This window comes from Paraburkholderia sp. FW306-2-2C-D06C (assembly GCF_058781505.1).
This window is the reverse complement of record NZ_JBYSWU010000007.1, coordinates 166,991-179,706: the sequence shown is the minus strand read 5'-3', so window position 1 is coordinate 179,706 and position 12,716 is coordinate 166,991. Positions and strand designations below refer to the sequence as shown.

9 protein-coding genes are annotated in these 12,716 nt (G+C 61.8%); 3 read left to right on the top strand and 6 right to left on the bottom strand.

Features of this window, described 5'->3' with window-relative positions; genetic code table 11:
- Window positions 1-54: 54 nt before the first annotated feature.
- The gene (locus AC3WLT_RS07880; RefSeq protein ID WP_492591330.1) at window positions 55-393 is read right to left on the bottom strand and encodes a hypothetical protein; all 339 of its coding nucleotides are present in this window, start codon (window positions 391-393) and stop codon (window positions 55-57) included.
- 230 nt (window positions 394-623) lie between these two features.
- Here AC3WLT_RS07880 and phaP point away from each other — a divergent pair, with 230 nt between their 5' ends.
- On the top strand, window positions 624-1,214 hold the full coding sequence (phaP, locus tag AC3WLT_RS07875; RefSeq protein ID WP_492591329.1) for a TIGR01841 family phasin: 591 nt from the start codon (window positions 624-626) through the stop codon (window positions 1,212-1,214).
- Window positions 1,215-1,271: 57 nt separating this feature from the next.
- Here phaP and AC3WLT_RS07870 read toward each other — a convergent pair whose 3' ends face one another.
- The gene (locus AC3WLT_RS07870; protein WP_492591328.1) at window positions 1,272-2,516 is read right to left on the bottom strand and encodes a GGDEF domain-containing protein; all 1,245 of its coding nucleotides are present in this window, start codon (window positions 2,514-2,516) and stop codon (window positions 1,272-1,274) included.
- A 338-nt stretch (window positions 2,517-2,854) separates the two neighbouring features.
- Here AC3WLT_RS07870 and AC3WLT_RS07865 point away from each other — a divergent pair, with 338 nt between their 5' ends.
- Window positions 2,855-3,778, top strand: coding sequence for an SAM-dependent methyltransferase (locus AC3WLT_RS07865; protein WP_492591327.1), 924 nt, complete (start codon window positions 2,855-2,857; stop codon window positions 3,776-3,778).
- 471 nt (window positions 3,779-4,249) lie between these two features.
- Window positions 4,250-6,058, top strand: a complete 1,809-nt coding sequence (locus tag AC3WLT_RS07860) for a YopJ family acetyltransferase (protein WP_492591356.1) — start codon at window positions 4,250-4,252, stop codon at window positions 6,056-6,058.
- 41 nt (window positions 6,059-6,099) lie between these two features.
- Here AC3WLT_RS07860 and AC3WLT_RS07855 read toward each other — a convergent pair whose 3' ends face one another.
- From AC3WLT_RS07855 to AC3WLT_RS07840, 4 genes are all read right to left on the bottom strand, one after another.
- Window positions 6,100-6,288 (bottom strand): hypothetical protein, encoded by a 189-nt coding sequence (locus tag AC3WLT_RS07855; protein ID WP_492591326.1) that lies wholly within the window; start codon window positions 6,286-6,288, stop codon window positions 6,100-6,102.
- 36 nt (window positions 6,289-6,324) lie between these two features.
- On the bottom strand, window positions 6,325-7,158 hold the full coding sequence (locus tag AC3WLT_RS07850) for a winged helix-turn-helix domain-containing protein (protein ID WP_492591325.1): 834 nt from the start codon (window positions 7,156-7,158) through the stop codon (window positions 6,325-6,327).
- A 536-nt stretch (window positions 7,159-7,694) separates the two neighbouring features.
- Entirely contained in the window at window positions 7,695-11,360 is a 3,666-nt protein-coding gene (locus AC3WLT_RS07845) for a hydantoinase B/oxoprolinase family protein (protein WP_492591324.1), read from the bottom strand.
- Between the two features lie 30 nt (window positions 11,361-11,390).
- The gene (locus AC3WLT_RS07840) at window positions 11,391-12,695 is read right to left on the bottom strand and encodes an MFS transporter (protein ID WP_492591323.1); all 1,305 of its coding nucleotides are present in this window, start codon (window positions 12,693-12,695) and stop codon (window positions 11,391-11,393) included.
- Between the last annotated feature and the right edge of the window lie 21 nt (window positions 12,696-12,716).

Sequence of the window (12,716 nt, the reverse complement as noted above, 5' to 3'; positions counted from 1 at the left end):
GTGCGCTGGAGTCTCTCCACGTCTCGCGAGCAGGATGACCGGTTGCTCGCAGTCCTACGCCGGAGCAAATATCACTGCTCCAACACCAGCGATGTGCGTGAAGCTTCGAACAAACCGGTAGGTCTGCTCGCCGACCGTTATCCGGTTTATGCCGGCGTGCGTCAGCTCGAGTATCTCGTCAGCCACGCCCGCAGCAATGGTCCCGTGACCAGTCAACTCGTTGTCCTCATCCGCTGGGTCGCCGATGTAGACAGCACAGACGTCTGTACCGTGGCGCATCATGACGACGCACTCCCCCTCATCCAGCGAGAGTTCGAGATATTCGACCAGCGTCAGCAATGAACCTGGCATCTGTCCGTGCGGGTCGTAAGCCAAACCAGAATCAGCAGCCATATTGCCGTCCCCCGTCAAATACGTCGGTTCTGAACAGGAAGCTCGCCCTCGGGCGTCGCTGGCTCCACTATAAGCGCACATGTTCGAATGCGGGACATATTAGAACGTCCAACGAAAAGCAGGTTCGCACATGTGCGCCGACAGCGTAGCTTTTCCTGCCCCGAGCGTCATCAGATGGTCATTGTTGGCGAGCAAGCTGAATGTCGGACATACGTTCTCAGGAGGCGAACATGAGCGATTTCACGGGGCAAGCTGCTGCAGCCCAACACGCAAATCTTGACTTCTGCTTTGGGGTAGCCGGCAAGATGCTTGAGGGCGGGGAAAATCTAACCAGGATGAATCTGGACGCGGCAAAAGAGATGTTCGCCGATTGGTACCAACGCACGCAGGATGGGCTGACGAAAACGGATGGTGATAACGCTGCTGGCTTACAGGCTGCGCTGGCGCTGCCGTCGACAGAACGGGTCCTGACGTACCAGCGTCAGCTTGTGGAAATCGCGTCCACTATGCAAACGCAGCTGGGAGAGGTTATCGATGCCCAGTACCAGGACGCTAGTCGTCAGTTTCAACGGTTCATCGAGAATGTCGGGCAAAACGCCCCCGTCAGTTCCGAGGCAGCAATTGCATTCTTGAAGCAGATTATTACGTTCGCCAATACCGCCCACGACAGCGTGCGCAAAGCCGCGAAGCAGACAATTGATTTTGCGCAAAGTAGCGTGAGCGCTGCAACGGAAACGACTTTGGAGACGGCTCAACCGGCTCAATCGGCTGAACCGGCTGAACCGGCGGTGGAGAGCGCCGCGAAAGCAGCGAAACATTGAATTTAGCAAGCGACGGGGGAAGAACGAGAATTGAACCTCAGCGATTCTCAGCGATTGTCACGCAGGTCCGTTAGTTTGCTCAGTCGTGCTCTCGCCTTGCGCGTCTTCGACCCGCTGGCTGCCGGACAACTGCGTACCGACAACGCAATTCCGGCCCATGGCTTTCGCGGCGTATAGCGCGGCATCTGCTCTTCCCATCATGTTCGCCAACGTGTCGCCTTCATGGTACTCATCGACGCCGGCACTGAAGGTGTACGCGACTTCGCCTGATGGAATAGCCAGACGCGATGCCGCGACACGGACGCGAAGCTGGTCCATCAGACGAACGGTGTCGACCTGCCCGGTGGACAGGGACAGGACAGCGAATTCCTCGCCGCCAAGGCGGCCGAAGATATCTCCGCGTCGCAAGCCGCTCGATATTGTAAAGGCGAAATGCGCAAGCGCCTGGTCGCCGCCCGCATGCCCATGTTCGTCATTGATTGCCTTGAACTTGTCGAGGTCCAGAATTGCAATGGACAGCCGCAACTTCGAGTTCCTGGCCTCATGCAGCAATGACTCTGCCCGGACAAGGAAAGCACGGCGCACAAGCGCACCGGTCAGCCCGTCGACGTTTGCCAGCCGTTCCATACGCTCGGCCATCCGGTCGTGAGCAAGCATGACCACGCCAATCGAGAGACATGGCAGCGCCAATATGCCGAGACCGAGGAAGGCGATGTTTAGCGGCGTCGGCTCCAGAAAGGCGGCCTGATGCTCCCAGCCCACTGCACAGGCGATACTGCGTGATGCGTGGACAGCCGCTCCGAGGAATGCCGCGCCCGACATAAACCGGTAGCAATATTTCGGTCTGCCCGGCGGCCGCAACCTGAACGCAATCCAGCCGATGACCAGACGGACATACGCAAGAAACGCCGATAGCAGAGCAATTCTGGCATTAACGTTTGGCGATATGTATCCCCAATAGACAATCCCAAGCAGCAAGGCGCCGTACGCGACGTACTCCAACGAACGCGAAGGCCGCAGACCAAAGAACTCCCGACAGCCCTGCAGCATCATGAGCGCGGCGGCCCCGAGCAATGCGCTCGCGACAACGATAGCCACTTGTGCAGGCGCGGGCGCTTGCAGCGCGAGAAGGACGAGCGCTACGGCTATCAAGGCGTTTGCGCCAATCCAGCGAGGCAACCCTGGTATCTCGGCGTGCAGCAGCGAACCAAACACCGCCATGCTCACCACGCTGGACATGATTGCGACAACGAGGAGGGCAACGGGGCTGAACATACCTATTGGCGCGAAGTCGAAACTCACAGGGATATGGATTAGACGGCATCAGAGAGCGCGGCCATGTTGAAGCGCTCCTGCGGGCTGTTCGCCTTGAGTCGGAGAGCGCGGGCTCTCGTATGCGTTTACGGCAGACGGCTGGCGTTCTTGAATCATCGACGCCAGGCTCGGGACGACTCCGAGCTCGACATGGTACCAGTGTGGCCCGAGAAGGCTCATGTGCCACCACCACGGCACCGATCATCATCGGCCACCCCCCACACCATCGGTCACTAACGAAATTAATTGTTGGCCTGGTCAGGTTGCCGACCTCGATAAGCGAGCTATTATCGTGCCTTCATCTCACCAACTAATCGACATTCCTGATGAATGACCCTGATCGACTGATTTCCCACGATAACCGTTCTGATCGCTCGCACGAACAAACTATTGAGGCAACCAAAGCACGACTACGCGCCGGGGGAGATATGCCTGGCGCGACGCTCGGGCAGCAACTCGCCCTCGTCGATCAGTTATCCACGTTCGAACTCGGCCGCTTCCTGCTCACCAATCGGGGGCTCGATGCGTACTGGACGCACCGCCTCGTGACCTACGAGCCAGGAACCCTGCAGCGTGGCGCGGTGCCCGAGCTCGAATATCGAATCTTCGAAGAGCTGCCGGCCGTACTTGCCACGCGCGAGCGCTTCGGCATATTTCGTCGTGAAGTGCAGGCGATGCTCAGGCCGGGCCTCGTGCTTGCGTCGGTGCCGTGCGGGTTGATGGGGGACTTGCTTCTGCTCGATTACACCGGCTATTCCGACATCACACTGCTTGGCGTCGATCTCGATCAAAGAGCGCTGGACAGTGCACTTGCACTGGCTACCGATCGTGATCTCGCGCAGCGGCTGTCGTTGCGCCATGCTGACGCATGGGCGATGGATCTGAATGCCGAGGCGGATGTACTGACGAGCAACGGCCTCAATATCTATGAGCCCGACGACGAACGCGTGATCACGCTATATCGTAAGTTCTTCGATGCGCTCAAACCCGGCGGCCAGCTTGTCACGAGCTTCCTGACACCGCCACCCGTGCTGTTGGCCGAATCGCCTTGGGACATGAGCGCGGTGTCTCCGGCCTCGCTCGCGCTTCAGCATGTGCTGTTCGTGCGGGTGATCGAAGCGAAGTGGAGTGCGTTCCGTACGCATACGCAAACTCGCGAACAACTCGCACTCGCTGGCTTCGCGGACATCACGTTCGTTGACGACCGCGCCCGCATGTTTCCGACTGTCGTGGCTCGCAAACCGTCCTGAAAGGTGTCAAGGAGCCAGTGAGCAAAGCATGACGGCCAGCGAATTGCTTAGGACAAGACCGTTGAATTCTCCGTCATGCAGGACAAACGTATATTCCAGGTGGATCGGAAAGCACGTTCGCCGGCGCACTGACTCGCGGGTTTCGATATCCTGACAACTCGATCGACGGCACCAGGCCCGGAGGCAATTTTCCCGTTGGCGCGCCGTGCGAATGAACGCGGGCGTTGCGCCGTGATCTGAAGAATTTCGCTGCGCGACCCGCTGTTTCGCTTCGTCGAAAGAAGGTCGGACCGTGAATAGGGCTAACTCTCGGGTTACAGAAACACCAGCCGGAGGACAACCCCCGTGGTCCAAATACGCGCGTTATCGCCCGTGCCCAACGCCGATTCGAACACCGACGCCGAGAACAGGACGGCCGCGGCGGCTCATAACGAATCTTCGAGCAGCGCAATCAGGCCGGCGCCGCTGGGCATGCCCGGCCTCTCCAGCGGGCGATCGACAAGCCGGACGTCCCGGCGCCGGACGGCGCGCGTACCTACGCGAGCAACCAGCGCAGCACTGGACGCTGTGGTAAGCCGGTCCGATATCGGCCACCGCATTATCGCAATGAAAGGCTACCTGACGGAACTGTACACCGAGCATTTCGCGATGCGCGAATTGCAGAACTCGCGCGACGCGCCATATCTCGACTTGCTCGTCGCGATGGAAAACGAGCGCGATCCCAAGCTGGACCTGAGCGTGCATAGCATCGACTACAACGGCCTCCTCGCAGGACGTCCCGCCGCGCTCGGCGATCTTGCCACCCGCGCGGTGGCCGGCATGGAGACGGGCCATAGCTGGCGCGCCATCATCAGCATGGACGGACACGAAGTCGCAGCTTCGGTGCGTCATGATCCACAACGGCCGATGCATCTATCGATGGTCGTCGTGGACAGCACGGGCAAGCACTTTCGTTCACGCGACTGGCGGCTGCTCGCTTCTTCGCTCGCTGCTCGACTGAACGATGCGCTGGCGCGCGCCGGCAGGCCACGTGAAGATACGCCCCGTCACGCGCAGGTCGCGATCCACTGCCTGAATACCGGAACGCAGAGGACGAACGAAGGCGGAGCCATTTTCGCCATCGCCGCCGCGCGGGAAATGCCGGGCGAACCCGACATCGCGAGCTTGCACGAACACGTGCTCGCGCGAGCGGCGTCGCAGCAGGAGCCGATCACCCCGCTGGTGATTTACGATAACAGCCTGCTCGGACCGCGCTTCTTCAAACACATGACGCTGAAGTCCAGCATGCAGGATCTGTTGACAGTGCGTCCGGAGTTTGCCGCGCAGCCTGTGAACAAAAGAGGCGAGACCCTGCCCGCACGGCAAAAGGATCGTCTCGGGGAACACAGGCCGCTGTATGGGCTTAAGTACGAGTACAGCGACTCGTATGAAACGAAGCGTATCCGGATGTATGAGCGTGCCATCGCTCGCCTCGAAACCGTGGCTGCCCCTCAATTGCGCGCTGCGCGGATAGACGGCATGTCTGCCCACCTGGATGGCCTGCGCAAGGCTTACGATGCAGGAACGGCGCCGCCGGCACCACGGGATGCCGAATTCGTTGACCTGCTCGTTGACGGCCTCAATGCGCTCGATCCGCAACTGCGGCTGACCGTACACAAGATCGACCTTCGGCGGCTCGCTGCAGGTGACAGCGCAGCCTTAGACGGTCTATGGGGCTCGCTTTCCCACGGCGTACGAAGCGGTGGCGCGTGGCACGCGACGCTCGATCTGGATGGTCACTACGCCGCGCTTTCTGCGCGTCACGATCCGAAAAATTTCGCGCACGTCTCCCTCGTGATACTCGATGGTGCCGGGTCACCTCTGTCGATCGGAAACGTGCAGAGTCTGTCCATCCTGCTCGGCCAGCGTCTACTCCAGATGCTGGCCGGCACGGACCCCGCGCGTTCCGGCAAGGTCTGGCTGACGCATCTGGACATCTCGGCCCGTCAGCCAGCCGCCCATTCCGCGACATTCGCGCTTCGGGCAATCAGAGAAATGAACGACGTTCCGGGCATCGTTTCCATGCATCGTGAAGCGCTTGCCGAGGCGGGCAGTCGGCCAGACCCGATTGAGGCGAGATTTCGCGACGGTGTCGCACTGCTCGATCCGGACTATCGCGCAACGTCGGACGCGGATAATACGATGGCCGACGCCGATATGCTCATCGACGACATTGAGATGTACCGCGCTGCCGTGGACCATCATAAGCGCTCGCCTGATTCGACGCGCCCGGCCGATTGAGTCTGCGCGCCGACGATGCCATGCCGCGCAGGTGCGGGCCGCTACTTTGTATGTTCTTCGGCGTCGGGCTGTACCGTCGACTGCACAGTGGCCGCACATACGGCATCTGCGAAGCGCTGTAACGACGACAGCGAGCCGCACACGCTGTGGTAAGTCTCGCGGCCGATTTGTGCGTCGAGCAGGACCTGCATACCGGCTCTCTTCGCGATTTCGATAATATCCATCGTCATCCCCTTCTCGTTTGCCAGGTTGGGCTGGAGTGGCGTTCAGGCATTGGCGGCTTCCGCGGCCTCTTCCCCGGCGTCTGACTGGATTCCCCGCGAAGATCGCGCCGTGCGAGGTGCCGACGCGCCTGCCTGTTTATCGTCTGGCTGGCTGATGGACGTGGCGGGGTCCAGTTTGTAGCCGAGCGCGTAAACGGTCTTCAGATTCAGACCGGATGCAGGCGACAGGCGAAGCTTCTTGCGCAGCTTGTAGATGTGCTGCTCAATGGAGCGCGAGGCTACGTTCTCGCATGAACCCCACACGCTGCTGGCGATCTGCGCCCGGCTCAGAAACCTGCCTGGATTCGAAAAGAACAGCCAGGCCATCGTAAATTCGCGCGGCGTCAGGGGCATCTCGACGCCATCAAGAGCAAGCAGGCCGACATCTCTTCTCAACACGTAGCTGCCTAATTCGATGGTGTCGGACCCGGTCCGATGAGTTCCGCGCTGAAGCGCGACATGTGCGCGCAGACGCACCTGTTCCAGGTCATGGCGGTAGGCGACATCCGTGGCGCCGGCGTTGATCCACCCGAGCATCGCTGCCCAGTTCGCGAACGGCGTAAGGACGATGACCGGCGTGCACACATCCGCGTTGCAGCTGCGCCATGACAGCAACGAATCGAGCAGCAACGAACTGTTCTTTGCATCGATCAACACGAGGTCGTACACGGTGGTGCGCATTGCGCGCATGAGCGGCAGGTCACCGTTGAACGGTTCGACCACAATCGGGTCGCCGGCAAAACACCCGGCCAGATCACGGGTCAATACAGGGTCTTCGGTCACGAGGGCGAATCGCACGTTTTCTCCTGGTCGGCCGGGTCTCGACGAATCGTTCACGCAGGCCGGTTCAATTGTTCCCGGGGACGGCACAGTTAGTGCCGCTCCAGAATCCCCCTTCAGCAGGGGCGCTCATTGATGTTCCCTGGACTTTTCCGTGCGACCAGCCGTTGCCGGCTGCCCCGTCGATCGCGCTTGCCGCGCGATCCTTCACCGCATCGCATCGAGTCTCTGCCTCCGTAAGTGCCACCCGGAGCGATGCCGGATGCATCCCAGCGCAAATTGTCGGACCGCTTGCTGGCGCCCCTCGCCGTATGACATGAACGCGGATATCGCTGATTCCCCGCAGCCACGGTGCATAGCGGCGGCCGTATCGGCATGTCCTGACTGGACGTTCAGTATGTGCTGACAAAAGAAACCGCCCTTCCTGACATCGGATTTTTCTCCCCCGGAGACGCATGTGATGGCCCTCGCATCCCTCGTCGGTCGGCTCGCGTGACGGCCGCGCATCATCTCGAAAAAAGCCTCGACCGATGCGAATTCACAACGCTCACCGGGATGTCCAGCCCCGCGAGGCGCGAGGCTGGATCCAGGGCCTATTGCACCTCAGGCACCTCAGGCACCTCGGGCGCAGTTCCGTATCCACCACCGCCAGGCGTCTGAATCACGAACACATCGCCGGCATTCATCTGGACCTGATGACGCGCACCGAAGGTTTCACGCGACGGCGAAGCGGCTCGCTCGACCCAGTTGACGCCGACCTTGCCGGGCGATCCGCCCGCCATCCCGAACGGCGCAACCCGCCGGCGATTCGAGAGAATGACGGCTGTCATCGGCTCGAGGAAACGGACGCGTCGCTCGGTGCCGTCGCCGCCTTGCCATCGACCGCCCCCGCCGCTGCCCTGGCGCACCCGGAAGTCATCAAGGCGAACCGGGAAACGCCACTCGAGCACTTCCGGGTCGGTCAGCCGTGAGTTCGTCATATGTGTCTGCACCGCGCTGCAGCCTGCGGACGACGCACTCGCTCCGGCGCCCCCGCAGATGGTCTCGTAGTACTGGTATCGCTCGTTGCCGAACGTGAAGTTGTTCATCGTGCCCTGAGCGCCCGCCATGACGCCGAGCGCGCCGTAGAGCGCATCGGTCACGACTTGCGACGTCTCGACGTTACCGGCGACCACCGCCGCCGGATAGCGCGGGTTGAGCATCGAGCCCGCGGGAATACGGATGTCCAAGGGCTTCAGGCAACCGGCGTTCAGCGGAATGTCATCGTCGACCAGCGTGCGGAACACGTACAGCACGGCCGCCTTGCAGATCGCGGACGGCGCGTTGTAATTATTCGGCTGCTGCTCGCTCGTGCCTTCGAAATCGATGACGGCTGAACGCGTCTCGCGGTCGATCGACACGGCGACGACGATCTTCGCGCCGTCGTCGAGTTCGTATTCGAAGCGTCCGTCCTTGAGTACCGACAGCGTTCGTCGCACGACTTCCTCGGCGTTGTCCTGCACGTGCTGCATGTACGCGCGCACCACGTCGAGTCCGAACTGCGCGCACATTCTGTCAAGCTCCTGCGCGCCCTTGGTGCACGCCGCGACCTGCGCCCGCAGGTCAGCCATATTCTGTTCGACGTTGCGAACCGGATAACGGCCCGAGGTGAGCAGCTCGCGCATTTCGCCTTCGAGGAAGCAGCCTTGTGCGACCAGCTGGACGTTATCGAGCAGCACGCCTTCCTGATCGACGTGCGTTGAGTCCGGTGGCATCGAGCCCGGCGAAATCCCGCCTATGTCCGCATGGTGGCCGCGCGCTGCGACGTAAAACGTCGCAGCGGTGTGCTCTTCAACGAAGACCGGCATCACCACCGTCACGTCCGGCAAATGTGTGCCGCCTCCATACGGCGCGTTGAGCAAATAGACGTCGCCTGGCTGCATGGTGCCCGCGCGGCGCTCGATGATGGTCTGCACGCTTTCGCCCATGGAGCCGAGATGGACTGGCATATGCGGAGCATTGGCGATCAGATTGCCGCCGGCGTCGAAAAGCGCGCACGAGAAGTCGAGGCGCTCCTTGATGTTGACCGAGTACGACGTGTTCGCAAGCGTCACGCCCATCTGCTCGGCAATCGACATGAACAGGTTGTTGAACACTTCGAGCAATACCGGATCGGATTCGGTGCCGATCGCATGACGGCTCACGAGCGCGGTCGTACGATCGACCACCAGGTGGTTGTGCCTGCTGACCTGAACCTGCCAGCCCGGTTCGATCACGGTCGTTCCGGTCTTTTCGCTGATGATGGCCGGTCCGTCGATGCATGCGCCGGGCGCCAGCGAATCGCGATCGAAGACGGGCGTGTCATGCCATTCGCCGCCTGAGAACATACGTGTCGTAGCGAGCGGTTCAGGGTTCGCCGAAGCGCTGTCGGCGAGCGGCCACTGTTCATCTTCGACGTCGTGCGCCTGTCCGATCGCCTCCACCGCGACCGCTTCGATCACAAGCGCCTTGTTCGGCATCAGGAACCCGTAGCGTGCACGGTAGAGCCGCTCGAACGTCGCGACAATGGCCGGCGCGTCGTTGCTGAATTCAATTTCGAGCGCGGTGTCGGTGCCGTCGTACTTGACGTGGAGTGTGCGGCGCAGCGTGATGCAGTCCGCCGCAATGGGCTGCTGGGTGACTTCGCTTTCTGCCGCCGCTCCCAGGGACGCAAGTGCTTCCTCGCAGGCGGCGAGCGATGCCGCATCCAGTCGAGTCTCGATGGCCTGCTGACGCAACGCGCGCACATCGGCGAGACCCATGCCGTATGCCGACAGCACGCCCGCAAGAGGATGGATGAAGACGCGCGTCATGCCGAGCGCATCCGCAACGAGGCACGCATGCTGACCGCCTGCGCCACCGAAGCAGGCGAGCGTGTACTTCGTCACGTCGTAGCCGCGCTGCACCGAGATCTGCTTGATCGCGTTCGCCATGTTCTCGACGGCGATCCTCAGGAACCCTTCGGCGATTTCTGCGGGCGAGCGCGCGACGCCCGTCGCGTCCTCGACCTGCACCGCAAGCGCCACGAACTTGCGCTGCACGACTTCCGCGTCCAGCGGCAGATCGCCTTCGGCGCCGAACACATGTGGGAACCAGCGCGGGTTGATCTTGCCTGTCATCACGTTGCAGTCGGTGACGGTCAGCGGGCCACCGCGCCGGTACGACGCCGGCCCAGGATTCGCGCCGGCGCTTTCCGGGCCGACCCGGAAACGCGCGCCGTCGAACGTACAGATCGAGCCTCCGCCAGCGGCGACAGTATGGATCTTCATCATCGGAGCACGGATTCGAACGCCTGCCACTTCCGTGGCGAACTCGCGCTCGTACTCGCCCGCATAGTGCGTCACATCGGTCGACGTGCCGCCCATGTCGAAGCCGATGATCGATTCGAAGCCCGCTAGCTTCGACACCTGCGCCGCACCCACGATGCCACCGGCAGGGCCGGACAGGATCGCGTCCTTGCCCTGGAAGCGGTGAGCATCGGTGAGGCCGCCATTGCTCTGCATGAACTGCAGCGGCACAGCGCCCAGATCGCTTTCGACTTGCCGAACGTAGTGATGCAGGATCGGCGACAGATACGCATCGACAACGGTCGTATCGCCGCGCGAGACCAGCTTCATCAGCGGACTGACTTCGTGGCTCACGGAAATCTGCGTATAACCGATGTCCTGCGCGATCTCCTTGAGCTTGCGCTCATGCGCGGTGTATCGATAACCATGCATCAGCACGATCGCACAGGAGCGGATCCCGCTGTCGTAGGCCTGTCGCAAGGCGACGACAGCCTGCTCGACGTCCAGTTCGCGGACCATTTCGCCGCGGGCGCCGATCCGCTCGTCGATTTCCACCACTCGCTCATACAGCAGTGTCGGCAATTCGATGTTGCGCACGAACAGCTTCGGACGGCTTTGATAGGCGATCCGCAGCGCGTCGGCAAAACCCTTCGTGATCGCGAGCACGGTCGGCGCGCCCTTGCGCTCGAGCAGTGCGTTGGTGGCGACCGTCGTGCCCATCCGTACGCTATCGATCAGATGCGCCGGTACGGGCTCGTGCGCCGCGATACCCAGCAATTCCCGAATGCCCTGCACGGCGGAATCGCGATAACGCTCGGGATTCTCGGAAAGCACCTTATGGGTGACGAGCCGTCCATCGGGACGGCGGGCGACGATATCGGTGAACGTGCCTCCGCGGTCGATCCAGAATTGCCAGCGGCGATCGCGGGGTACGGTGTTTTCAGTTTGGTCCATCAGACGAAGCTCCGGTAACAAAGGAAGTTCTCACGACTTGAGTTGCGCGCCGCGCGTTTCCGGCAGCGTCAGCGCGGCCAGAATGACGACGCCGTAGGCGGCCGCGGCGAAGATGCCGATCGCGGTGCCCAGCGCCATCTTTTGCGCGACAAAACCGATCAGAAACGGGAAGGTCGCACCGACCGCGCGGCCAAAGTTGTAGCAAAAGCCCTGACCTGAGCCGCGGATCCGCGTGGGGAAGAGTTCGGTCATGAACGCGCCCATCCCGGCGAAGATGCCGGATGCGAAGAATCCCAGCGGGAAGCCGAGCACGAGCAGCATGGCATTGTTCATCGGCATGAGGGTGTACAGCAGGGCGATCGCCATCGAAGCAATCGAGAACGCGATGAAGTTCAGCTTGCGGCCGAAGCGGTCGCTCAGATACGCGCCGCACAGATAACCCGCATACGAGCCGGCGATGATGACCGCGAGATAGCTCCCCGTGCCGACCACGCTCAGGTGCTGTTCGGTCTTCAGGTACGTCGGCAGCCAGGTTGTGATTGCGTAGTAGCCGCCTTGCGTGCCGGTTGCGAGGATCGCAGTGCGAAGTGTCGTTAGCCAGATGCCGGGTCCGAAGATTTCGAAGAACGAGCTCCGGTTGCCGGCTTCCGTCTCGCGCTGCTTCTGCTGCTGATGGACTTCGGGTTCCTCGACGAAACGGCGGATGAAGATCACAAACGGCGCGGGCAGAACACCGAGTGCGAACAACGCGCGCCACGCGATATCGCCGGGCAGGAGCGAGAACACCAGCGTATAGAGACCAGCCGACGCTGCCCAGCCGATGGCCCAGCCCGCTTGCACCATGCCCACCGCCTTGCCGCGGTCGCGCGGCCGGATCACTTCGCCGATCAGCACGGCGCCCGCCGTCCATTCGCCGCCGAAGCCGAAGCCCATCAAACCGCGCGCAATCAGAAGCTGGCTGTAGTTCTGCGCGAACGCACACACCAGCGTGAACAAGGCAAACCATACGATGGTGATTTGCAGCGTCTTGACCCGGCCGATGCGGTCGGACAGGATGCCGGCGACCCAGCCGCCGAGCGCGGAAGTCAGCAGCGTGACTGTGCCGATCAGGCCGGCTTCGCCCTTGCTGAGACTCCACGTGGCGATCAGCGTCGGAATCACGAAGCTAAGGAACTGCGTGTCCATCGCATCGAGTGCATAGCCGGTCTTGCAACTCCAGAATGCCCGCCGCTCGCTGGCATTGGTATGCCGATACCAGCCGAACATGCCGCGGCTCGCGGCGTCGACCATTCCGTCGTCGACGGGCGTGCTTGCGTATTGCGCTTCCGTGTTCATGTGTTTCTCCTGAGATGTGGC